21 protein-coding genes and 2 pseudogenes are annotated in these 23,146 nt (G+C 64.8%); 11 read left to right on the forward strand and 12 right to left on the reverse strand.

Going from position 1 to position 23,146, the window contains the following annotated elements; all coding sequences use genetic code 11:
- Nucleotide 1: 1 nt before the first annotated feature.
- The 6 genes from CSV86_RS00830 to CSV86_RS00855 form a co-directional block, all read right to left on the reverse strand.
- Entirely contained in the window at nucleotides 2-1,066 is a 1,065-nt protein-coding gene (locus tag CSV86_RS00830; protein ID WP_009394726.1) for an imelysin family protein, read from the reverse strand.
- 16 nt (nucleotides 1,067-1,082) lie between these two features.
- The gene (locus CSV86_RS00835) at nucleotides 1,083-2,510 is read right to left on the reverse strand and encodes a di-heme oxidoreductase family protein (protein WP_009394727.1); all 1,428 of its coding nucleotides are present in this window, start codon (nucleotides 2,508-2,510) and stop codon (nucleotides 1,083-1,085) included.
- A 310-nt stretch (nucleotides 2,511-2,820) separates the two neighbouring features.
- A complete protein-coding gene (locus CSV86_RS00840) occupies nucleotides 2,821-4,161 on the reverse strand; it encodes an imelysin family protein (RefSeq protein WP_009394729.1) in 1,341 nt (446 codons plus the stop codon).
- 152 nt (nucleotides 4,162-4,313) lie between these two features.
- Entirely contained in the window at nucleotides 4,314-6,365 is a 2,052-nt protein-coding gene (locus CSV86_RS00845) for a putative bifunctional diguanylate cyclase/phosphodiesterase (protein ID WP_009394730.1), read from the reverse strand.
- Between the two features lie 297 nt (nucleotides 6,366-6,662).
- Nucleotides 6,663-7,259, reverse strand: a complete 597-nt coding sequence (locus CSV86_RS00850; protein ID WP_009394731.1) for a superoxide dismutase — start codon at nucleotides 7,257-7,259, stop codon at nucleotides 6,663-6,665.
- A 190-nt stretch (nucleotides 7,260-7,449) separates the two neighbouring features.
- Nucleotides 7,450-8,049: a LysE/ArgO family amino acid transporter gene (locus tag CSV86_RS00855; protein WP_009394732.1), complete on the reverse strand. Its 600-nt coding sequence runs from the start codon at nucleotides 8,047-8,049 to the stop codon at nucleotides 7,450-7,452.
- Nucleotides 8,050-8,241: 192 nt separating this feature from the next.
- Between CSV86_RS00855 and CSV86_RS00860 the strand changes: the two genes are divergently transcribed.
- The 3 genes from CSV86_RS00860 (at nucleotide 8,242) to CSV86_RS00870 (ending at nucleotide 11,056) form a co-directional block, all read left to right on the forward strand.
- Nucleotides 8,242-9,171 (forward strand): LysR family transcriptional regulator ArgP, encoded by a 930-nt coding sequence (locus tag CSV86_RS00860; protein ID WP_009394733.1) that lies wholly within the window; start codon nucleotides 8,242-8,244, stop codon nucleotides 9,169-9,171.
- Nucleotides 9,172-9,184: 13 nt separating this feature from the next.
- A complete protein-coding gene (locus CSV86_RS00865; RefSeq protein WP_009394734.1) occupies nucleotides 9,185-10,180 on the forward strand; it encodes an NAD-dependent epimerase/dehydratase family protein in 996 nt (331 codons plus the stop codon).
- Nucleotides 10,181-10,270: 90 nt separating this feature from the next.
- Entirely contained in the window at nucleotides 10,271-11,056 is a 786-nt protein-coding gene (locus CSV86_RS00870) for a hypothetical protein (protein WP_009394735.1), read from the forward strand.
- 82 nt (nucleotides 11,057-11,138) lie between these two features.
- Here CSV86_RS00870 and CSV86_RS00875 read toward each other — a convergent pair whose 3' ends face one another.
- From CSV86_RS00875 to CSV86_RS00885, 3 genes and pseudogenes are all read right to left on the reverse strand, one after another.
- Nucleotides 11,139-12,188: an alkene reductase gene (locus tag CSV86_RS00875; protein WP_009394736.1), complete on the reverse strand. Its 1,050-nt coding sequence runs from the start codon at nucleotides 12,186-12,188 to the stop codon at nucleotides 11,139-11,141.
- A 10-nt stretch (nucleotides 12,189-12,198) separates the two neighbouring features.
- Nucleotides 12,199-13,366, reverse strand: a pseudogene (locus tag CSV86_RS00880) (MFS transporter).
- Nucleotides 13,367-13,379: 13 nt separating this feature from the next.
- Nucleotides 13,380-13,682 carry an ArsR/SmtB family transcription factor gene (locus CSV86_RS00885; protein WP_009394738.1) on the reverse strand — a complete coding sequence of 101 codons (303 nt, stop codon included), beginning with the start codon at nucleotides 13,680-13,682 and terminating at the stop codon, nucleotides 13,380-13,382.
- Between the two features lie 234 nt (nucleotides 13,683-13,916).
- Between CSV86_RS00885 and CSV86_RS00890 the strand changes: the two genes are divergently transcribed.
- Nucleotides 13,917-14,519 (forward strand): acyl carrier protein phosphodiesterase, encoded by a 603-nt coding sequence (locus tag CSV86_RS00890; protein WP_009394739.1) that lies wholly within the window; start codon nucleotides 13,917-13,919, stop codon nucleotides 14,517-14,519.
- Here the strand turns inward: CSV86_RS00890 and CSV86_RS00895 are convergent.
- Nucleotides 14,495-15,279 (reverse strand): annotated as a pseudogene (locus CSV86_RS00895) (lysophospholipid acyltransferase family protein). The gene CSV86_RS00890 and the pseudogene CSV86_RS00895 overlap by 25 nt on opposite strands.
- Complete coding sequence (gene olsB / locus CSV86_RS00900; protein WP_009394741.1) at nucleotides 15,279-16,034, reverse strand: L-ornithine N(alpha)-acyltransferase; 756 nt, start codon at nucleotides 16,032-16,034, stop codon at nucleotides 15,279-15,281. Before olsB ends, CSV86_RS00895 begins: the two are co-directional and overlap by 1 nt.
- A 133-nt stretch (nucleotides 16,035-16,167) precedes the next feature.
- On the opposite strand from olsB, the gene CSV86_RS00905 reads away from it, so the two are divergent.
- The 7 genes from CSV86_RS00905 (at nucleotide 16,168) to CSV86_RS00935 (ending at nucleotide 21,310) form a co-directional block, all read left to right on the forward strand.
- Nucleotides 16,168-17,058 (forward strand): acyl-CoA dehydrogenase family protein, encoded by an 891-nt coding sequence (locus CSV86_RS00905; RefSeq protein ID WP_009394742.1) that lies wholly within the window; start codon nucleotides 16,168-16,170, stop codon nucleotides 17,056-17,058.
- Between the two features lie 164 nt (nucleotides 17,059-17,222).
- Nucleotides 17,223-18,245 carry a serine hydrolase domain-containing protein gene (locus CSV86_RS00910; protein ID WP_009394743.1) on the forward strand — a complete coding sequence of 341 codons (1,023 nt, stop codon included), beginning with the start codon at nucleotides 17,223-17,225 and terminating at the stop codon, nucleotides 18,243-18,245.
- Entirely contained in the window at nucleotides 18,242-18,538 is a 297-nt protein-coding gene (locus tag CSV86_RS00915) for a hypothetical protein (protein WP_009394744.1), read from the forward strand. Before CSV86_RS00910 ends, CSV86_RS00915 begins: the two co-directional genes overlap by 4 nt.
- 45 nt (nucleotides 18,539-18,583) lie before the next feature.
- On the forward strand, nucleotides 18,584-19,165 hold the full coding sequence (locus tag CSV86_RS00920) for a YceI family protein (RefSeq protein ID WP_009394745.1): 582 nt from the start codon (nucleotides 18,584-18,586) through the stop codon (nucleotides 19,163-19,165).
- A gap of 1 nt (nucleotide 19,166) precedes the next feature.
- Entirely contained in the window at nucleotides 19,167-20,324 is a 1,158-nt protein-coding gene (locus CSV86_RS00925; protein ID WP_009394746.1) for a phospholipase D-like domain-containing protein, read from the forward strand.
- A 93-nt stretch (nucleotides 20,325-20,417) separates the two neighbouring features.
- Entirely contained in the window at nucleotides 20,418-20,999 is a 582-nt protein-coding gene (locus CSV86_RS00930; protein WP_009394747.1) for a DJ-1/PfpI family protein, read from the forward strand.
- Nucleotides 21,000-21,010: 11 nt separating this feature from the next.
- Complete coding sequence (locus tag CSV86_RS00935; RefSeq protein WP_009394748.1) at nucleotides 21,011-21,310, forward strand: ribbon-helix-helix domain-containing protein; 300 nt, start codon at nucleotides 21,011-21,013, stop codon at nucleotides 21,308-21,310.
- A gap of 70 nt (nucleotides 21,311-21,380) precedes the next feature.
- On the opposite strand, the gene CSV86_RS00940 is transcribed toward CSV86_RS00935, so the two are convergent.
- Entirely contained in the window at nucleotides 21,381-22,904 is a 1,524-nt protein-coding gene (locus CSV86_RS00940) for a fumarate hydratase (protein WP_009394749.1), read from the reverse strand.
- Nucleotides 22,905-23,146 lie beyond the last annotated feature (242 nt).

The raw sequence follows: 23,146 nt of genomic DNA on the forward strand, positions 1-23,146 counted from the left end.
ATCAGTCACCGTCGTTGGCATTGAAGCCGAGCTGGATGTTCAGCGCCTTGGCCAGTTCGCCTTCATGCAGGCGGTGCACCACGTTCAGGCTGTCGTAGATGGCGTTGAGCTGCTGGCGTCCGGCATCGTCCTGGAGCAGTTCGTCGAGGGTGCGCTGGTTGCCCTCGAGCTTCTTCGTCGCATCGGCGTAGGCGGCGTCGATCTTGTCGGCCAGGGCTTTCTGGTCCTTGCCCAGCAGGCCGCGCAGGCCCTGGTTGTCGACACCGACCCAGACGGCCTGGGCCGCGGCCAGGCTGGCGGCAATACTCTTGAGCGACGACTGGCTGCGCCAGGCTTCGGCCTGCAGCGGCTGCGGGATACCCTTGCTCATGCGGCCCATCGGCGTGCCGAGCTTCTTTTTCAGGGTATCCAGGGCAGTCACCTGGGCGCGCAGCAGGTCGGCGATGGCCTCGTGGGAGTCGGCGTAGCGCTGGTTGGGGAACTTGGTCATCTGGGCGAGCATGCCGTCGGTGCTGTTCCAGCTCTTGAGGATGTCCTCGGCCATGGTCTTCTGGTAGTCGGCGATGGCTACCAGCAGCGGGCAATAGCGCGCCTTCTGTTCCGGGTTGGCGGCGTCCGGCTTGCTGTCGAAGAGGATGTATTCGTAGGCGGACAGGCCGCGCACCACCACGCTGGACTTGGCCACGGTCTCGGCGTCCACCGGCGCGTCGCCACTGACCAGCGCCTCGACCTGGCGACCGACCAGGTTTTTCTTGTCCGGCCAGAACTGCACTTGCCAGGCGCGGTTGCCTTCGGCCAGTGGCCCGATCAGCAGGGGTTGCAGCTCGGCCCAGGCTTTCTGCGCGTGCAGGTAATCGGCGCGGGCGGTTTCCAGGCTGGCCTTGCCTTCGCAATAGGCCAGGGCGCTGACGGCCAGCTGGCGGTCGGCTTCGACCCAGCGGCTGTAGGTCGGCATGATCACCTGCTTGGCGATGGCGGCGGAGGTCACCGCCTGCGGGTCTTGCGGCGAGCAGGCGCCCAGCGCGAGGGCGGCGAGGCTGGTGAACAACAGCTTGGGACGGAACATGTGTCCGGCTCCTCTCTCAGAGTGAATTCAGGAAAGCCAGCAGCGCCTCGCGCTGGCCGGCATCGAAGGACAACACACGCTGGCGGGCGGCTTCTGCCTCGCCGCCGTGCCAGAGCACGGCTTCAAGCAGATTGCGGGCCCGGCCATCGTGAAGGAACTGGGTATGGCCGCTGACGAGCTGGTTCTTGCCGATGCCCCACAGCGGCGGGGTGCGCCAGTCCTGGCCGCTGGCGGCGAACTCGCTGCGCTGGTCGGCCAGGCCCGGGCCCATGTCGTGCAGGAGCAGGTCGCTATAGGGCCAGATAGTCTGGTTGGCCAGCTCCGGCTCGGCGGCATTGGCCGAGGTCACGAACTTGGGCGTGTGGCAGCCCTGGCAACCGGCCTGGTAGAACAGGTTCTTGCCGGCCAGCACCTGGGGCGAATCGACGTCCTTGCGTGCCGGTACCGCCAGGTTGCGGGTGTAGTAGAGGATCAGCCGCAGAATGTTGTCGCTGACTTCCTGCTCGCCATTGGCGCCGTTGCCGTTGGGCGCGGCCAGGCAATCGGCCTGGGCCGGGGTGCAGTCGTCGAAGGGGCGCAGGGTGGTGGTCAGGCCCATGTCGCCAGACAGCGCGTGGACGTTCTGCTGGTTGAGGTTGGGTTGCCCGGCCTTCCAGCCGAAACGTCCGAGCACGGTCTCGCCCCGGGCATCGTCCCAGACCCGGTTGGGCCGGCCGCGGATGCCGTCGCCGTTGCGATCGTCGGGGTCGGCGTTGGCCAGGATCGCTTCCTCGGGAATGGCTTCGAGCAGGCCGAGGCCGATCATCGGCGGGGCGATGCGCGCGGAGAAACGGGTGTCCGGGTGCATGGGGCCATAGCCGAGCTGGGTGATCGCCAGCCTGGGCTTGCGCAGTTCGACCTGGGTACCGTCCTTGAAGGTCACGGTCTGCGGCTCGTACTCGACCCGCACCTTGCCTTCCGGCGCGACGCCGGGGATGGCCATGTCCTGCAACTGACCGCCATAGACCGGCTCGGGAACGATGCCCAGGCGTTCGATGATCTTGGCGTATTCCGGCTGGTCGGGGATCGACAGGCGCACCAGCATCGACACCGCGTTGCTGTCGCCGGGCTCTGGCGGATGGCCGCGACCGTCGCGGATATGGCAGTTCTGGCAGGCATTGGTGTTGAACAGCGGGCCAAGGCCGTCGCGAGCGGTGGTGGTCGAGGGGGCGATCACCCAAGGATTGCGGAAGAAGCTGTTGCCGACGTTGAAATCCAGGCGGCGAGCGGGTGTCAGGTTGGCCGAGGGCATCTGGTAGGCCCCGCGATCGCCGCGGTTCACCGTGGTATCGCCACCGGCACGGGCTTCGCCCGGCTCTGCCTGGGTGAAGCGCGGGGCTTCGTCGCAGGCGGCCAGGGGCAGGGCCAGCAGCAGGGGCAGACACAGGCGACGCAACGAGGGCATGAATGATCCCGGACGGTGTTCGAAAACAGCCCGCAAGCTTAACAGGAGCGGGCGGAGTGAATAAGAGGGATTTGCGTTTGCCGGATGAAATCGTTGTCAGTTATGTGGGACTTTTGATTGGGGGCAAGGATCTGGCGGGTGTGCTGTTCTTCAGGGCCTCATCGCTGGCAAGCCAGCTCCCACAGGGTTAGCGGTGCATGCAGAACCTGTGGGAGCTGGCTCGCCAGCGATGAGGCCATCAGCCACACCACAAACCCGGGACAATAAAAAAGGCGACCCGAAGGTCGCCTTTCTCGAAACCGGAGCCGGATCAGAATTCGTGATCGGCGGTATCCGGGTTCAGGTCGGTGATGCCCAGCTTAGCAGCGGCCTGTTCGATCGCGCCGGTCTGCTTGACCAGCGAAGCGATGGCGTCACGCACGATCTGGTTGCCGGCGGCATTGTCGGCGGCGATCAGTTGGTCGTAGTGCTCGCCCTTGAGGGCATGGTCGACGATAACCTGGATCTTGGCCTCGGTTGCGGCCAGGTCATCCTGCAGGGTCTTGTCCGCGGCCGGATCGACCTTGGCCACCAGCGACGACAGGCTCGGGCCGGTCAGCTTGCTGCCATCGACGCGGGTGTACTCGCCCAGGTAGACGTTGCGGATGCCCTTGGCGTCGTAGAAGTGCGAATAGTGAGTGTTGTCGCTGAAGCAGTCGTGCTCGTCTTCCGGCGAGTTGGCTTCCAGGGACACCTTCATGCGCTCGCCTGCCAGTTCACCCAGCGACAGGCTGCCCATGCCGAACAGCATCTTGCGCAGGCCGTTGGCGACCGGCTCGGCCTCCAGGCTGGCGCGGTAGTTGTCGGTGACGTTCGGCGCCCAGTTCTTGACCATTTCCTCCAGGTCGCTGACCAGCAGGTCGGTGACGGCCTTGAGGTAGGCGCGACGGCGATCGTTGTGGCCGCCGGTGGCACCCTGGCCTTCGAGGTAGTCCGAGGCCGGACGGTTGCCGGCGCCCGGGCCGGTGCCGTTCAGGTCCTGGCCCCAGAGCAGGAATTCGATGGCGTGGTAGCCCGTGGCGACGTTGGCCTCGGAACCGCCCAGCTCGTTCAGGGTGGCGAGTTTTTCCGGGGTGATGTCCTTCACGTCGATCTTGTCTTCGCCGACCTGGATCTCGGTGTTGGCGATGATGTTGGCGCTGGCCGCCGGGTTGCCCAGGGCGTGCTCGTAGCTCTTGTCGACGTAGTCGATCAGGCCTTCGTCCAGCGGCCATGCGTTCACCTGGCCTTCCCAGTCGTCGATGATGGTGTTGCCGAAGCGGAACGCCTCGCTCTGCAGGTACGGGACGCGGGCCGCTACCCAGGCTTCGCGGGCTGCCTTGAGGGTTTCGTCGTTGGGCTTGGCAAGGAAGGCGTCGATGGCGCCCTGCAGGGTTTTCGCGGTGCTCAGGGAGTCGCTGTAGACCGCGTAGACGATCTCGGCGTAGTGCTTGACCACGGCCTGCGCGGCCGCTTCGTCGACCGCGCCGGCGGCGGCCGGAGCAGCCGGGGTGGCGGCAGCTGCCGGTGCCTGGGCTTGCGGGGCGGCGGCCTTGTCCTTGCCCTCGCCGCAACCGGCGAGGGAGATGGCGATGGCCAACAGACTGGCGGTAGCCAGAGGCATACGAATCATGGCGAATTCCTGCATCGAAGGTTGAACAGACGTGCAGAAGGCCGCACGCGAAAAAAAAGCTGCGACATAATGCGAAAGATTTGCATTTTGTGTAAAGAGGCCATCACGCAAATATTCCAGGCGTGTCGTACCCGGACAACCTTGATGTCGTCCTACAGCACTGAGACCTGGCTGCGTTGGGCCTGCTTGAGGAATGCCGTGAGTTCACGCGCGGGCAGCGGCTTGCTGTAGTGATAGCCCTGGCCCTCGTGGCAGCCCTGGGCAACGATGTAGGCCTCCTGCTCGGCGGTTTCCACGCCCTCGGCGATCACCTGCATGCCCAGGCTTTTGCCAAGCTGGATGATGGCGCGGACGATGGTGGCGTCGTCGTCGTCCTCCAGCAGGTCCTGGACGAAGCTCTTGTCGATCTTGATCTTGTCCAGGGGCAGGGATTTCAGGTAGCTCAGGGAGGAGTAGCCGGTGCCGAAGTCGTCGATGGCGATCAGTGCACCGGAACGGCGCAGGCTCAGCAGATGCTGGGCGGCGGTGCTGATGTCTTCCATCAGGCCGGTCTCGGTGACTTCCAGCTCCAGGCTGCGCGGCGGCAGGCGGTAGATCTGCAGCAGGTTGTTGACCACCCGCGGCAGCTCGCTGTGGTGCAACTGCACGGTGGACAGGTTGACCGCCATGCGCAGCTCGCTGAAGCCCTGGTCGTGCCATTCGCGCAACTGGCGGCAGGCCTGGTCGAGTACCCATTCGCCAATCGCGACGATATTGCCGTTCTGCTCGGCCAGCGGGATGAACTGGTCGGGCGGGACCATGCCCAGTTCCGGATGCTGCCAGCGCAGCAGCGCTTCGACACCTACCACGCGCTGGTCGCGGTAGCTGATCTGCGGTTGGTAGACGAGGAACAGCTGGTTGCGCGGCAAGGCTTCGCGCAGGTCCTTTTCCAGTTCCCGGCGGCGGCGCATCTCGCTGTCCACGCTGGCGATGTAGAACTGGTAGCGGTTGCGCGAGCGGGACTTGGCCAGGGTCATGGTCTGTTCGGCTTTCTGCAACAGCTTCTCGGTGCTGTCGCCATCTTCCGGGAACAGGGTGATGCCGATGGTGGCCCGCAGGCGGATCTCCTGCAGGTCGAGGGCGAAGGGGGCCTCCAGGTCGTCGAGGATGCTCTGGGCCAGTTCCGCCGCTTCGTAAGGCTGCTCGATATCGGCCTGGACCAGGGCGAACTGGTCGCCGCCCAGGCGGGCGAGGGCGCCCAGCCGACCGCTATGGGCACGCAGGCGGTCGGCCAGGGCCAGCAGCAACTGGTCGCCAGCCTGGTAGCTGAACTGTTCGTTGATGCCCTTGAAGTCATCGAGGCCGACGCAGATCACCGCGACCCGGCGTTGCAGGCGCCCGGCATCGACCAGGATCTTGTCCAGTTGCTGCTGGAGCTGCTGGCGATTGGGCAGGCCGGTAAGAAAGTCGTACTGGGCCATGCGCAGCAGGCTGTTTTCCGCCTCGTGGCGCAGATGGGTGTTGCGTTCGATCGAGGACAGCAATTGGTTGTGGGTGTTGATCCATAGCCCCAGTTCGTTGGTTTCGTGACCCTTGAGCAGCGGCAATTGATGCTCGCTGGGACGGTCCGGATTGATCTGGGTGAGGTGCTCGATGATCCGCGACAGCGGCTTGGTCAGCAGCCAGTGATAGACCAGGTACAGCACCAGGCCCATGGCCAGGGCCCGCAGCACGCCGGAAATGAAAATGATCACCGAGCTGAAGATGAAGCCTTGGCCGTAGCTGGCGGTATCCAGGGTGATGTTCAGATCGCCGTAGTATTCGCTGTAGGGCCCGCGACCGACCAGTTGGGTGGTGAAGGTGCGTTCCTGGCCAAGGATCAGGTCGGTCAGCCAGCGGGTGTTGTTCTGCTGCAGCGGGCGGGATTTTTCCGCGAGCATGGTTTCGTTGGGATGGCCGATCGAGGCCATGCGCACCGCCTGGTCCTGGAACAGCCCCTCGATGACCTGCATGCCCATTTCCCGGTCAAGGCTGTACACCGCCTGGGTCGACGGGTCGCGGAACATGTCGAGGATGCGCTGGGCATCGCTGGCCACGGCCTGGCGAGTCTTGTAGGCGTCGAACACGATCTGCGCACAGCTGAGCACCACTCCGACGATCAGCGCCGAAAGCAGGACAACCCTGAGCAACTTGACCGATAAGCTGTTCTTGAATTCCAGCTTCAATGGGGAGTTCCTTAATCCATGCGCGCGGCATCATTTTGACATCAATGATGACAGTCCACTATTGGCCTTTGCACGGAAAATGTGTGGCGTTCTGGCATTTTCCGCAGCCTGGTCCATCTCGTCCGGCAGACCTTCAGCACTGTATCGGTAGGGCTCCCGAACGACTTGAGTACCGGATGTCGGAAGATTCCCAAGGGATTGATGTTAGCGTGCCTGATTCAGGCAGCAAGCGTGCGGCTCTTCCCCGAGCGCAAAAAAAACCCGGCACGGGCCGGGTTTTTTTCAGAAGCGGGCGACTCAGGCAGTGAAGGTCTTGCCTTCGAACTGCTCGGCGACGAACTTCCAGTTGACCAGGTTCCAGAACGCCTCGACGTATTTCGGACGGACGTTGCGGTAGTCGATGTAGTAGGCGTGTTCCCAGACGTCGCAGGTCAGCAGCGGAGTATCGCCATTGGTCAGCGGGTTGCCGGCGCCGATGGTGCTGGCCAGGGCCAGGGAGCCGTCGGCTTTCTTCACCAGCCAGCCCCAGCCGGAACCGAAGGTGCCGACGGAAGTCTTGGTGAACTCTTCCTTGAACTTGTCGAAGGAGCCGAACGCAGCGTTGATGGCTTCAGCCAGGGCGCCGGTCGGTTGGCCACCGGCGTTCGGTGCCAGGCAGTTCCAGTAGAAGGTGTGGTTCCAGACCTGAGCGGCGTTGTTGAAGATGCCGCCCGAAGAAGTCTTGACGATTTCTTCCAGGGTCTTGCCTTCGAATTCGGTACCTGGGACCAGGTTGTTCAGGTTCACGACGTAGGTGTTGTGGTGCTTGTCGTGGTGGTATTCCAGGGTTTCCTTGGAAATGTGCGGCTGCAGGGCATCGTGGGCGTAAGGCAGCGGCGGCAATTCAAAAGCCATGTGGATTCTCCTAATCAGGTCTGGTGCGGTGAACGCAAGGCCGATCACGGGCGGCCGGAAAATGCATCGGCGAGTTTGTACTCTTTGCGACGCAGGCTCCGGATCATAGCACCGGGCCCGTGGGTAAACCACGCAACAAGTGTATGGACAAGAGGTTCCAGAGCCTTTTGCCCATACGGATGAGTGGCCTTCAGCTGAAGATCAGCTGTGCCGCCACGGCGAACATCATCACCGCCACCATCAGGTCGAGCAGGCGCCAGGTGCCTGGCCGCGCCAGCCACGGGGCCAGCCATGCCGCACCGAGGGCAAGGGTGAAGAACCACAGCAGGGACGCACTGGCGGCCCCGGCGACATAGGCGCCGGGCACGCTCTGCTGGGCGCCGAGGGAGCCGATCAGCAGCACCGTGTCGAGGTACACGTGCGGATTGAGCAGGGTCACCGCCAGTGCACTGAGCAGTACGGCACGGCGCGAGCGCAGGCCCTGGCCGTCGCCCTGTTGCAGGCTCTGGCTGGAACAGGCGCGCATCAGCGCCTTGCTGCCGTACCAGACCAGGAACACGGCGCCACCCCAGCGGGCGACGGCGAGCAGGGTGGGATTCTGCGCCAGCACCGTCGCCAGGCCGAACACGCCGAGGGCGACCAGCACCGCATCGCAAAGCACGCACAGCGCGGCCACCGGCAGGTGATGTTCCCGGCGCAGGCTCTGGGCGAGGACGAAGGCGTTCTGGGTACCGATGGCCATGATCAGGCCGAAGGCGACGAGGAGGCCGTTGAGGTAGCTTTGCCACATGGGTATGACTCCGGATCTTCTAGTGCTTTCCAGGGCCCTATCGCTGGCAAGCCAGCTCCCACAGGGTCGGCGGTGCATGCACTACCTGTGGGAGCTGGCTTGCCAGCGATGAGGCCCTCAATGACTAGTAATTCTCCGGTCTTTGCAGCTATAAGAAAAACCAATAAACCTCATCCCGCATTAGGAAATCTGATGTTCGACTACAAGCTGCTCTCGGCCCTCGCCGCCGTCATCGAACAGGCCGGTTTCGAGCGCGCCGCGCAACTGCTGGGCTTGTCGCAATCGGCGATCTCCCAGCGCATCAAACTTCTCGAGGCCCGGGTCGGACAGCCGGTACTGGTGCGTGCCACTCCCCCGGCGCCCACGGAAATCGGTCGCCGCCTGCTCAACCATGTGCAGCAGGTGCGCCTGCTCGAGCGCGATCTGCAAGGCCAGGTCCCGGCGCTGGATGAAGAGGGCCTGCCGGAACGCCTGCGCATTGCGCTCAACGCCGACAGCCTGGCGACCTGGTGGGCCGAGGCCGCCGAGGACTTCTGCGCGCGGACCCAGGTGCTGCTCGACCTGGTGGTGGAAGACCAGGAAGTCGGCCTCAAGCGCATGCGTGCCGGCGAGGTGGCCGGTTGCCTGTGTGCCAGCGAACGCCCGGTGGCCGGGGCACGCAGCGTGCTGCTCGGGGCGATGCGCTATCGTGCGCTGGCCAGCCCGGCCTTCATGGCCCGGCATTTCAACGAGGGCGTCGATCCGCAACGCCTGGCCCGCACCCCGGCCATCGTGTTCGGCCCGGATGATTTCCTCCAGCATCGCTACCTGGCTTCATTAGGCATCAGCGATGGTTTCCTGCATCATCTGTGTCCTTCATCCGAAGGCTTCCTGCGCCTGACCGAGGCCGGCATGGGCTGGGGCCTGGTGCCCGAGCTGCAGGCCAGGGAACAACTGGCAAGCGGGCGGCTGGTCGAAGTCCTCCCGGAGCGCCCCATCGATGTGCCTTTGTACTGGCACCATTGGCGCAACGGCGGGCAACTGCTGGCCCGGCTCACCGATCATCTGCGCCGCAGCGCCGGGCAGTGGCTGGTGCCGTGGGACGCCCGGACGGCGTCTGCACCTTCAGGAAAAAAAACGTAAGGCGGAGTGCTTCATGGGAATTCTGGTCACCGGCGCAAGCGGCTTCATTGGCGGGCGCTTTGCGCGTTTCGCCCTGGAGCAGGGCCTGGACGTTCGGGTCAACGGGCGTCGCGCCGAGGGCGTCGAGCACCTGGTGCGACGCGGCGCCCAGTTCATTCCGGGCGACCTGTCCGACCCGGAAGTGGCCCGGCGCCTGTGCCAGGGCATCGACACCGTGGTGCATTGCGCCGGTGCGGTGGGCAACTGGGGACGCTACCAGGACTTTTACCAGGGCAACGTGGTACTCACCGAAAATGTCGTCGAAGCCTGTCTCAAGGAACATGTGCGCCGCCTGGTGCACCTGTCCTCGCCGTCGATCTATTTCACCGGGCGCTCGCGCACCGGCATCACCGAGGACCAGGTCCCGCGGCGCTTCTATGACCATTACGGGGCGACCAAGCACCTCGCCGAGCAGAAGGTCTTCGGCGCCCAGGAGTTCGGTCTCGAAGTCCTGGCCTTGCGTCCGCGCTTCGTCACCGGGGCTGGCGATGTCAGCATCTTCCCGCGGTTGTTGCAGATGCAGCGCAAGAAGCGCCTGGCGATCATCGGCAACGGCCTGAACAAGGTCGATTTCACCAGCGTGCAGAACCTTAACGAAGCCCTGCTCGCTGCGATCAATGCCGGCCCCGAGGCGCTGGGCATGGCCTACAACATCAGCAACGGCCACCCGCTGCCGGTGTGGGACGTGGTCAATTACGTGATGCGACGCCTGTCGCTGCCACAGGTCACCCGCTATCGCTCCGTCGGCCTCGCCTACACGGCGGCGGCCATTAACGAAGGCGCCTGCATGCTCTGGCCGGGCCGCCCCCAGCCGACCTTGAGCCGCCTTGGCGTGCAGGTGATGAGCAAGGACTTCACGCTTGATATCAGTCGCGCCCGGCATTACCTCGATTACCGGCCGCAGGTCAGCCTTTGGGCCGCGCTGGATGAATTCTGCGCCTGGTGGCAGGCGCAGCAGGGTGGCCACTGAACCAGATCCCCGGATCGTGGTCGATGAGGGCGCCGTGCAAGCGGTTTATACTAGCGCCCATTTTGCTATCACCGTGGTTGAAAACTACCCATGCGCAACGATGCTCGAGATGATTTTGACGACGTGCCCACCCTCAAGGCGGTGGAGCGCGATGATGACGAGTTCGCTCCGCCGGCGCACCCGCGCAGCGCCCGCAAGCGCGCGGGCAGGGCGCCGCTGGTCGGTCCGTTGTGGGCGTTGCTCGGTGCATCTTTCATCGCCCTGGGCGGGTTGGCCTGGTGGAGCTTCCAGCAGATCTCGCTGATGGAGCAGCAATTGGTGGCGACCCAGGAAAGCTTCGCCCGCATCAGCGAGGAAGCGGCGGGGCGTTTGCAGGCGATTTCCGGCAAGGTCAGCGCCACCGAGTCCTCGGCCAATAGCGAGAACGAAGCGCTGAAGCTCCAGGTGCGCCAGTTGCAGGCCAGCCTGGGCGAGCAGGGCAAGTTGCAGGAAGGCGTGGCCGGGCAGGCCGGTGAACTGGGCAAGCGCCTGGAAGCGGCGATGGCCCAGGTCAGCCAGCAGCAGGCGGCCAATGCGCAGTTGCAGAACGAATTGCAGACCCAACTGAAGGCAGTGGCGCAGGAACTGGCCACGCTCAAGGCTGCGCAGCTGGATGGCGGCAAGATCGATACGCAACTGAAGAATCAGGCGGCGGCGATCCAGCGCCTGGAGCAGGACCTGATCGTGCTCAAGAGCGAGCAGGAGAATCGTCCGGCGGCCAGTCCTGGTGCCTCCACTGCCGAATTCGATGCCTTCCGTGGGCAGATCACCCGCAACATCAACACCCTGCAAAGCCAGGTGCAGAACCTGCAACAGCAGATCAATGCCCGGAACTGATTGACCTCCAGGCCCTCATCGCGGGTCGCTGCAAAACCCTGTGGGAGCTGTCTTGCCAGCGATGAGGCCCTGAAGAACAACATCACATCCGCGGATAATCGATATACCCCACCGGCCCCTTGCCATAGAAGGTCTCCGGCCGCGCTTCATTCAACGGCGCATCCGCCGCCAGCCGCGCCGGCAGGTCGGGGTTGGCGATGAACGGAATGCCGAACGCCACCGCATCCGCGGTTCCTGCCGCCAGCGCCGCATTGGCGCTTTGTTTGTCGAAGCGCTCGTTGACGATGTAAGGCCCGCCGAAGGCCGCCTTGATCTGTGGCCCGAGGCTATCGTCGGCTTCCTTCTCGCGCGAGCAGATGAAGGCGATGCCACGCTTGCCCAGTTCCCGGGCGACATAGGTGAAGGTTTCGGCACGGTTGGCATCGCCCATGTCATGGGCATCGGCCCGCGGCGCCAGGTGCACGCCGACACGCTTGGCACCCCATACCTCGATCACTGCATCGGTGACTTCCAGCAGCAGGCGTGCACGGTTTTCCAGGGAACCGCCGTACTGGTCGGTGCGCTGGTTGGTGCTGCTCTGCAGGAACTGGTCGATCAGGTAGCCGTTGGCCGCATGCACTTCGACGCCATCGAAGCCGGCGGCCTTGGCGTTTTCCGCGGCGGTCCGGTAGGCGTCGACGATATCGCTCAACTCGGCGGTTTCCAGCGCCCGTGGGGTCGGGTACTCGGTGGTCGGCCGGACCAGGCTGACATGCCCCTTGGGCTGGATCGCACTCGGCGCCACCGGCAGTTCGCCGTTCAGGTAGCTCGGGTGGGAGATGCGTCCCACATGCCACAGCTGCAGGAAGATCCGCCCGCCGGCGGCATGTACCGCCTTGGTCACGTTGGTCCAGCCACGCACCTGGTCGTTGGACCAGATACCCGGGGTGTCCGGGTAGCCGACGCCCATCGGCATGACCGAGGTCGCCTCGGTCAGGATCAGGCCGGCGCTGGCGCGCTGCACGTAGTACTCGGCCATCAGCGCGTTGGGCACCCGGCCTTCATCGGCACGGCAACGGGTCAGCGGGGCCATGATGATACGGTTCGGCAATTCGAGATCGCCAAGGGTGATCGGATCAAACAGAGTCGTCATTGCTCAAACCTCAGTGGGTTGCGGGAGCCAGTTCGGCGTCGTTGCCGCCCTGGCGGAATGTGATAAGGGTGACGATCAGCGCCAGCACCGCGAGGGCGGCGGCGGCGAGGGGCACGCGGGTCAGGCCCAAGCCCTGCTCGATGACCAGGCCACCGGTCCAGGCGCCCAGGGCGTTGCCCAGGTTGAAGGCGCCGATGTTCAGGGTCGAAACCAGGTTCGGCGCGGCCTTGCCGAAGGTCACCACGTTGACCTGCAGGGCCGGCACGGCAGCGAAGGCGGCAGTGGCCCAGAGGAACAGGGTGATCTCCGCCGGGATCAGCGCGCTGCTGCTCCAGGTCAGGGCGGTGGACACGATGGCCATGGCCGCGAACACGCCGACAAGGGTGGCGCCGAGACGCCGGTCGGCCATCTTGCCGCCGAGGATGTTGCCCAAGGTCAGGCCCAGGCCGATCAGCAGCAGTGTCCAGGTCACGCCGCGCGGCGAAACGCCGGTGACATCGCCGAGCAGCGGCGCAACGTAGGTGAACAGGGCGAACATCGATGCCGAGAACAGCACGGTCATCGACAGCGACAACCAGATCCCGGCGCCTTTCAGGGCGGCCAGCTCGGCGCGCATATCGAGTTTTTCCTCGTCATGGCGCAGCGGCAGGAAGCGGATCAGGCCGAGCAGCGCGATCACGCCGATAGCGGTCACTGCCCAGAAGGTCGCGCGCCAGCCGGCGACTTGGCCCAGCGCGGTGCCCAGCGGCACGCCAAGCACGTTGGCCAGGGTCAGGCCGGTAAACATCAGGGCCACCGCCGAAGCGCGGCGGTTGACCGGTACCAGGCTGGCCGCCACCACCGAACCGATGCCGAAGAAGGCGCCATGGCACAGGGCGGTGACCACCCGGGCGAACATCAGCAGGTTGTAGTCGCTGGCGATCGCGCACAGCAGGTTGCCGAGGATGAACACCCCATCAGGGTGACCAGTGCCAGCTTGCGCGGTAGCTTCGAGGTGGCCATGGCCATGAACGGCGCGCCGATGGCGACGCCCAGGGCATAGCCGGTCACCAGCCAGCCGGCACCGGGGATCGATACCCGAGGTCCAGGGCCACATCCGGCAGCAGGCCCATGATGACGAACTCGGTGGTGCCGATGGCGAAGGCGCTGAGGGCCAGGATCAGGAGTGAAAGGGGCATGGATGTTCCTTGTTCAGAGCTCGCGGCTCAGTTGCGCGAGGAACGCCTGGATGGTGTCCTCGTTGCGTTTGAAGAAATTCCACTGCCCGACCTTGTGGCTGCTGACCAGGCCGGCCCGTTGCAGGGTCGCCAGGTGCGCCGATACGGTGGACTGCGACAGACCGCAGCGCTGGTCGATCTGCCCTGCGCACACGCCGTTGTCGAGGCTGTGGTGCTGGTCGGGGAAGCAGGCCAGCGGGTCTTTCAGCCAACCGAGGATTTCTCGCCGCACCGGGTGGGCAAGGGCTTTTATTATTTCGTCGAGATCAAGAGGCATGGTCGGGCTCGTGGGTGTGTAGCGGTATATCGCGATGGGACGAAATATAAATCGGTATTTCGCGATATACAAATATGAAAAGGTTCGGGGTGTAGAAAAAATCGGTATATGGCGGCGTTCTTGAGGGCCTCATCGCTGGCAAGCCAGCTCCCACAGGTTACGCGATCCTGTGGGAGCTGGCTTGCCAGCGATGAGGCCCTCAAAGAGCAACACAATGCCTTAGACTCATACCCCATGAACTACCTAGCCCACCTCCACCTCGGCGGCGACCAGCCCGAGCAACTGCTTGGCAGCCTGTACGGCGACTTCGTCAAGGGCCCGCTGGAAGGCCGTTTCCCGCTGCGCCTGGAACAGGCCATCCGCCTGCACCGGCACATCGACACCTTCACCGACAGCCATCCGCTGGTGCTCGCCGCCCTGGCGCGCTTCCCCGCCGGACGCCGGCGCTTTGCCGGGATCATTCTCGACGTGTTCTTCGATCATTGCCTGGCCCTGCACTGGCACGACTACGCCACGCAGCCGCTGCCGCAGTTCACCGCGCGGGTGTATCAGGTACTGAACGGGGAGCCGGCGCTGCCGGGCCGCCTGGCGCAGATCGCGCCCTTGATGGCGGCCGGCGACTGGCTGGGGTCGTACCGCGAGTTCGCGGTGCTGGAACAGGTGTTCCGCGGCATCGCCCGACGCCTGTCACGCCCGGAAGGCCTGGCCGGGGCCATGGGCGAGGTGGAAAGCCTGTATCCGCTGCTGCTGGAGGACTTCCGCCAGTTCTATCCGCAGTTGCAGGCCTTCGCCGCTGCGGCGCTGGCCGATCCTCAGGCCGCCCTGGCGCGGCGCTGAGGCAGGTTTTCGGCTGCCTCGCCGAACAGCGCCCGGCTTACCGCCTGCTGCGCCTGGAATGCCAGCGCCGCCCGTTCCTCACCTTTGCTGGCGATCGGTTCCAGCAACTGCACCTCGACTTCACTGCACGGTTGGCCGAACAGGCGTATCAGGTGCGACAGCAGATCGTCATCGCCAATGAACGGTGCGATCGGGTCTATCCGGCCTTCGCGCAGATAGCGCACAGCTACTGGTTGCAGCGGCACCTCGCTGTCGATGGCGCTGGCCAGCAGCCGGCCGTGGAAGGTACGCAGGCCACGGCCATCGGTGGTGGTGCCTTCGGGAAGATAAGCAGCGGGCATTGCCGGGCGAGGTGCTGGGTGATCTGCCGGCGCAGCAACTGGCTGTCGCCACCACCACGGCGGATGAACAGGGTCCCGGCCTTGTGTGCAAGCCACCCGGCCACCGGCCAGGTGCGCACTTCGGCCTTGGATAGGAAGGACAGCGGAGCCAGCATGCCCAGCACCGGGATATCGGTCCACGACACATGGTTGCTGATCCACAGCATCGGCTGGCTGGGCAGTTCGCCGATCACCTTGACCCGCAGCGGCAAGGCATTGACCAGGCGCTTCATGAAGATCTGCGACCAACGCTGGCGGCGTTGCGCCGACGCGTTCATACCCAGGCGCTCGAACAGGCCGAACAGCGTGGCCATGCCCAGCCCCAGCGCCACCACCAGCAGCAGCCGGGCGATGCGGGCGAACACCCGCAGGCGCTGCATCACACCGCCGCCTTGAAGTGCCGGGCGTAGCGCGGGCAGAGCTCGTCACGCTTGAGCAGGATGAACACATCGGCGACCTGGAAATCCTCGTCCCAGCACGGTTCGCCACAGATCTTCGCGCCCAGGCGCATGTAGGCCTTGAGCAAGGGCGGCATCTGCGCCACCACGTTGCCCGGCAGGGCCAGGCTCGGCAGCGGGTTCTTCGGCTCGGCGCGCAGGTGGTCGGTGCACAGGTGCTGTTCGCGCAGGCGCTGCATGATCGCATGGGCCTGGATCCCGCCGTCCTGCATCGGGATGCTGGCGCAGCCCATCAGGTAGCGGTACTGGCCTTCGTTGAGGATCTCGGCCAGTTCGCTCCACAGCACGGCGATGGTGCCACCGTTGCGGTAGGCGGCATCGACGCAGGTGCGGCCGAGCTCGAGGATCGGGCCTTGCAGATGCACCAGCCCGTCCAGGCTGAACTCTTCCTCGCTGTAGAAGCGGCCCAGGCTGCTGGCAGCGCGATGGTCGAGCAGGCGGGTGGTGGCGACGAGGCGGCCGCTATTGAGGTCGCGCACGCCGATATGCATGCAGTGGGCGTCGTAGTCGTCCATGTCCAGGCCCAGCTCGGCACCCTTCAGTTTCGCCTTGAATTCACCGCTGAACACGCTGAAACGCAGGGCCTGGGCTTCGCGAAGGGCAGCCGGGCCCACCAGGCGTTCGGCTTGCAGACGGCGTTCAGTGCAGTTGTCGCCAGAGCGAGCGATCCGAGTCATTGCATGTCTCCATAAGCCAGCCATGGGGTTGCGGCCGGTCGGCTTTGTTGTGCAAGCTCAGCCTAGGCAGAGGGGGTGTCACCCCCATGAATGTTTAGTGATGCTTGTATGACAGGCCTCAAGGAGTTCCTCGATGAGCTGGCTGGAACGTCTCGACCGACCGCTTTCCCAACCCCTTCCGGTCAACCTCGGCGACAGCTGGGCGGCACTGCTGGAACGTCTCGGGCCGGTGTCGCCCTTCGAACTTGCGGTGCTCGGTGGCAAGGCCATGCCGACGCCGGGGCTGGCATTCCTGGCCGGTTACCAGGCGGCCTTGCGGGTACTCTGGCCCAGTGCACCGGAGGGCCTTGGCGCACTGTGTGCCAGCGAGAAACGCAGCGTGCGCCCGGCGGACATGCACATGCGCCTGGACCTGGAGGCACTGCGCCTGACCGGCAGCAAGGATTTCGTCACCGGCGGACATGAGGCGGACTGGCTGCTGGTGGCGGCGCGCAGCGAAGCACCGGGAGAAGCACCACGGATCAGCCTGGCGGTGGTCTATCCGGGCGAGCCGGGAGTGCGCCTCGATCCGTTGCCGACCTTGCCGCTGATGCCGGAAGTGGGGCATGCACGACTGCACCTGGAGCAGGCCTTGTGCGAGCGCTTGGCAGGGGATGGCTGGGATGCCTATGTGAAGCCGTTCCGCTCGCTGGAAGACCTCTACGTGCTCAGCGCGTTGGTAGCCTGGTTGTACGGCATCGGCCGTTCCCAGGGCTGGTCCCAAGGGTTGATCCTGCGCTTGCTGGCGCTGCTCGGCGGATGTGCCGAAGGCAGCCGGCAGAACGCCGAATCGCCGGCCTGTCACTTGTTGCTGGGCGGGTTGTTCGCCCAGTTCGGCGAACTGCGCGACGAGATCAACGCAGCGCTGGCGGCGAGCGAAGGGGAGTGGGTCGACCTGTGGATGCGCGATCAGGGGATCCTGGAAATTGCCAGTGCGGCGCGGGCCAAGCGCCTGGCCAAGGCCTGGGGGCAGGCCGGGTTCTGAGTTGTGACTGATGGCCTCATCGCTGGCAAGCCAGCTCCCACAGGGATCGAGTGCACCGCAAATCCTGTGGGAGCTGGCTTGCCAGCGATGAGGCCCGAGAGAACACCCACCACCTGTCATGAACCCCGGCTACCCTTGCCCGATCACGCAGCCGGGTACCCACCATGCGCACCGCGCTTATCGCCTTCCTCCTCTTTATGCTCACTCCCGCCCGGGCCGACGAGTCGGCCTTGCAGGCCTACGCCTTCCCCCCTCGCGACGACCAGGCCCGCGAAGGCATCCGCACCGACGCCCTGCTGGTGATCCAGAACGGCAGGATCGTCTACGAGCACTACGCCGCGCCGACCGGCGCCGACACCCCGCACCTCACCTGGTCCGTCAGCAAGAGCGTGATGGCCACGGTCCTTGGCGTGGCCTATGGCGAAGACCGCTTCAAGCTGGATGACCCGGTTGCCACCTTCTACCCGCCGATGACGGACCATCCCCAGGTACGCATCCAGGACCTGATGCACTGGGCCAGCGGACTCGACTGGCAGGAAGACTATGAATATGCCCCGCTGAAATCCTCGGTGGTCGCCATGCTCTACACCACCGGGCGCAAGGATATGGCCGGCTTTACCGCGGCCCATGTTTCACTCGCTGCGCCGGGCGAACGTTTCCTTTATTCCAGTGGCGACAGCAATCTCCTCGCCGCCGCCCTGCGCCGGATGGTCGGCGCCGAGCACTATCCCGACTATCCCTGGACCGCACTGTTCCAGCCCCTCGGTATCGAAAGGGCGGTCTGGGAGCGTGATGCCCGCGGCACCTTCGTCGGTTCCTCCTATCTGTACATGACCGCCCGCGAACTGGCGCGCATTGGCCAGCTGATGCTCGACGACGGCCGCTGGCAAGGCCGGCAACTGCTTCCGGCGGACTGGGTGGAATTCACCCGCACGCCGTTCGCCGGTGCCGCTGTCGAGCCCGGCGAAGCGACACCCGGCGCACAATGGTGGCTGAACAGCGCCCTGGCCTGGCCGGACGCGCCGAGCGACACCTTCGCCGCCCTCGGCCACTGGGGCCAGGGCCTCTACGTACTGCCGAAACAGAAGCTGGTGATCGTGCGCTACGCCGACGATCGCGACGGCAGCTTCCAGCACAACACCCTGCTGCGTCATGTCCTTGCCGCCTTCCCCGGAGAACAGCGATGAAACGCCTGTTGCTGCTGGTTCTCCTTGGCCTGCTGGCCTGGGGCTGGTCGGAGCGCGCGGCCTTGAGTGCCTTCCCTGGCATTCTCAGTGCCTATTCGGCCAAGGAGTTCTGCTCGTGCCGCTATGTGATGGGCCTGGATACCGGCTACTGCCAGGCCTACGTGAAGCAATGGCTGCCGTTGAGCGAGTTGCGTGACGATGTGCCGGCCCGCCGCGTCGAGGCCCGTGGGCTTGGGCGCAGCGCCAGTGCCCAATGGCTGGGGCCGCGCGAGGGCTGCCGCTTGCTGCCGTGAGGACGGGCGGTTAAGGTTGAGCGCCAAAGTGTTTCAGGATTTCGCATGCCCAGTCCGCTCCGCCTTCTGCTCGCCTCCTTGGCGATCGTCTGTCTTCCCGTTCAGGCCAACTGGTACCTGGACAACGAGTCATCCCGCCTTTCCTTTATCAGCAGCAAGAACGGCGATGTGTCCGAAGTGCACCGCTTCCTGGTGCTGCACGGCAAGGTGGATCGCAAAGGGGCGGCGGCATTGCAGGTGGAGATGGATTCGGTCAGCAGCGGTATCCCGCTGCGCGACGAACGCATGCGCAAGGATCTGTTCGCCGTAGAAACCTTCCCCGAGGCGACCATCAGTGCCCAGCTCGACCTGCGTCCGATCAACGACCTGGCCAATGGCGCGCAACTGGAACTGCGCCTGCCGGTCAACGTGACCCTGCACGGCAAGACCCACGCCTATAACGCCCAGTTGCTCGCCACCCGCCTCGACGAACGCCGCTTCCAGGTGGTAACCCTGGAACCGCTGATCCTGCGCGCCGAGCATTTCGATCTGGCCCCCGGCCTGGAAACCTTGCGCAAGGCCGCCGGACTGAAGTCGATCAACCTCTCGGTGCCGGTGGGTGCGGTGCTGATCTTCACGGCGCGCTGACATGGCCGGGCCGGTCTTTCCCTGGCGTTCCGGAAATCAATTCGAACTGCTGATCGACGGTCCGGCGTTTTTCCCGCCCATGCTCACGGCCATCGCCCGGGCCGAATTCCAGGTGGACCTGGAACTGTACCTGGTGGAAGCGGGTGCCTGCGCCGAAGCCATGGTCCAGGCCCTGGTCAGCGCGGCGGAGCGCGGTGTGCAGGTGCGCTGCCTGTTCGATGACTATGGCTCGCTGGCCTTCACCCTGGGCCTGCGCCAACGCTTGCAGGCGGCTGGTGTCGAGCTGCGCTGGTATAACCGTCTGCGCTGGCGCCGGGGTTTTCGCAATCTTTATCGCGACCATCGCAAGATTCTCCTCGTCGATCAGGCCGTTGCCTGGGTGGGCGGAACCGGGGTTACCGACGAGTTCTGGAATCCCGGCGAGAACGCCAGCGACTGGCATGAAGTGATGGTGCAGATGCAGGGGCCGCTGGTGGCGGACTGGCAAATGCTCTTCGATCGCCAGTGGCGCGCCAACCTGCGGCGTGTCGCCTGGCGGCCGCCGACCCATTTCGGCCTGCCGCGCTTGCCGCGTGCGCCGGCCAGTGGCGAGGGGCTGGGCCGGGTGGCCTACGCCGACGCCCGGCAACACCGCGATATCCTGCAATCGCTGGTGCGCGCACTGAACAGCAGCCAGCGTCGCATCTGGCTGGCCACCCCGTATTTCCTGCCGACCTGGAAAGTCCGTCGCGCCCTGCGCCGTGCCGCTTCAAGGGGCATCGATGTGCGTCTGCTGCTGACCGGCCCGCGCACCGATCATCCGTCGGTACGCTACGCCGGTCATCGCTATTACCCGCGATTGCTGCGTGCCGGGGTGAAGATATTCGAGTACCAGCCATGTTTCCTGCACCTGAAGATGGTGGCGGTAGACGATTGGGTCAGCATCGGCTCGTGCAACTTCGATCATTGGAACCTGCGCTTCAACCTCGAAGCGAACGTCGAAGCCATCGACCCCCTGCTGAACCAGGCGGTGAGCGAGAGTTTCGTCCGCGATTTTGCCTTGAGTCGCGAGGTCAACCTCGATGATTGGCGCGCCCGGCCGCTGTGGCGGCGGGTGCAGCAGCGCCTCTGGGGCTGGCTGGATCGGCTGGTGGTGAATCTGCTGGATCGGCGCGATTGATCCTGACGTAGTAGGCGCCTATTACCCGCAAGCCTGCGCCAAGGTCTAACGTGTCTGGGTACCTTTTCCCCTGCACACGAAGGAGAACGTGAAATGGCGGCCAAGAAGATTCTGATGCTGGTGGGCGACTACGTCGAAGACTACGAGGTGATGGTGCCGTTCCAGGCCCTGCAGATGGTCGGCCATACCGTGCATGCGGTGTGTCCGGGCAAGCAATCCGGGCAGTCGGTACGCACCGCGATCCACGACTTCGAAGGCGACCAGACCTATAGTGAAAAGCCCGGCCACAACTTCGCCCTGAATTTCGATTTCGCCAAGGTCAGGTCCGAGGACTACGACGCCCTGGTGATCCCGGGCGGTCGCGCGCCAGAGTACCTGCGCCTGAACGAGGAAGTGCTGGCGTTGGTGAAAGCCATCGACCAGGCCGGCAAGCCGATTGCTGCGGTTTGCCACGGTGCGCAACTGCTGGCCGCCGCCGGGGTGCTGGAAGGGCGCGAATGCAGCGCCTATCCCGCCTGTGCGCCGGAAGTGAAACTGGCGGGCGGTCGCTACATCGACATCGAGGTCACCCAGGCTCATGTCCAGGGCAATCTCGCCAGCGCCCCTGCCTGGCCGGCGCATCCGGCCTGGCTGGCGGGTTTCCTCGGGCTTCTGGGCACCCGTATCACCCTGTGAGGTAACCGCAGATGTGCGAGCTTTACGTCAAGGCCGACCCGATTCTCTACGAGTCCCGCAGCCGCTCGCTGCGCATTCGCGGGGTGGTGACCACCTTGCGCCTGGAAAACCAGTTCTGGGATGTGCTTCGGGAAATCGCCGAGGTCGACGGGATGACCACCAACCAGCTGATCAGCAAGCTGTACGACGAGGTCATGGAGTACCGCGGCGAAGTGGTGAACTTCGCCTCGTTCCTGCGGGTGAGCTGTATCCGCTACCTGGGCCAGCGCCGCAGCGCCGAGCCGGTCCCCTTGAAAGCCGTCGCGCGTTGACCCATTAAAAAAGCGGCGTGGAATCCACGCCGCTTTTGCTTTTGAAGCTTGCCGCTTGAAGCGTGCGGCGTTACTTCACTTCCACCGCCAGGCTTTCGGCGATCTTGCTCTGCCAGATCGCAGGGCCGGTGATGTGTACCGACTCGCCCTTGCTGTCCACCGCAACGGTGACCGGCATGTCCTTGACCTCGAACTCGTAGATCGCTTCCATGCCCAGTTCGGCGAAGGCCAGCACCTGGGACTTCTTGATCGCCTGGGCGACCAGGTAGGCAGCGCCGCCCACGGCCATCAGGTATACGGCCTTGTTGTCCTTGATCGCGTCGATCGCGGTCGGGCCACGCTCGGACTTGCCGATCATGCCCAGCAGACCGGTCTGCTCGAGGATCTGGCGGGTGAACTTGTCCATGCGGGTCGCGGTGGTCGGGCCAGCCGGGCCAACCACTTCTTCGCGGACCGGGTCGACCGGGCCGACGTAGTAGATGAAGCGACCTTTCAGGTCTACCGGCAGCTCTTCGCCGCGGTTGAGCATTTCGACCATGCGCTTGTGCGCAGCGTCGCGGCCGGTGAGCATCTTGCCGTTGAGCAGGATGGTCTCGCCCGGTTTCCAGCTCTGCACCTCTTCCGGGGTCAGGGTGTCGAGGTTGACACGGCGAGCCGACGGGCCGGCTTCCCAGACGATTTCCGGGTAGGCGTCCAGCGACGGCGCTTCCAGTTCGGCCGGGCCGGAGCCGTCCAGCACGAAGTGGGCGTGACGGGTAGCGGCGCAGTTCGGGATCATGCACACCGGCAAGGACGCGGCGTGGGTCGGGTAGTCCATGATCTTCACGTCGAGCACGGTGGTCAGGCCGCCGAGGCCCTGGGCACCGATACCCAGCTGGTTGACCTTGTCGAACAGCTCCAGGCGCAGTTCCTCGATGCGGTTCTGCGGGCCGCGGGCTTTCAGCTCATGGATGTCGATGGACTCCATCAGCACTTCCTTGGCCATTACCGCGGCCTTCTCGGCGGTACCGCCGATGCCGATGCCGAGCATGCCGGGCGGGCACCAGCCAGCGCCCATGGTCGGCACAGTCTTCAGTACCCAGTCGACGATCGAGTCGGACGGGTTGAGCATGGCCATCTTCGACTTGTTCTCGGAACCGCCGCCCTTGGCTGCCACGTCCACTTCCACGGTATTGCCCGGGACGATGGAGTAGTGGATGACCGCCGGCGTGTTGTCCTTGGTGTTCTTGCGGGCACCGGCCGGGTCGGCCAGGATCGAGGCACGCAGGACGTTGTCCGGCAGGTTGTAGGCGCGACGCACGCCCTCGTTGATCATGTCGTCGACGCTCATGGTGGCGCCGTCCCAGCTCACGTCCATGCCGACGCGCACGAACACGGTGACGATGCCGGTGTCCTGGCAGATCGGACGGTGGCCGGTGGCGCACATGCGCGAGTTGATCAGGATCTGGGCGATGGAATCACGCGCGGCTGGCGACTCCTCGCGCAGATAGGCTTCGTGCATCGCCTGGATGAAATCGACGGGGTGGTAGTACGAAATGAATTGCAGGGCATCGGCGACGCTCTGAATCAGGTCGTCTTGCTTGATCACGGTCATGCAGCGCGCTCCTCTTAAACACGGGAACATTCAATAGGTATTCCGACGCGGACAGGCCGAGGTGTCGAAACGACCTTTCAGACGCGCCGCGACAAAATGCCCGACGCAAAAAAGGCGCGGCAGTATAGCGCGGCTCGGCCGTTGGTACACGCGCCAGTGGTCCAACCATGGTCGGTGATCGCACGGCATCGTTCTTGCTGTTTTCCTGGCCTGTCAATCAGAACGAGCCTAGATTGGCGCAT

The organism is Pseudomonas bharatica CSV86, assembly GCF_000319305.2.
Taxonomy (GTDB): Bacteria; Pseudomonadota; Gammaproteobacteria; order Pseudomonadales; family Pseudomonadaceae; genus Aquipseudomonas; species Aquipseudomonas bharatica.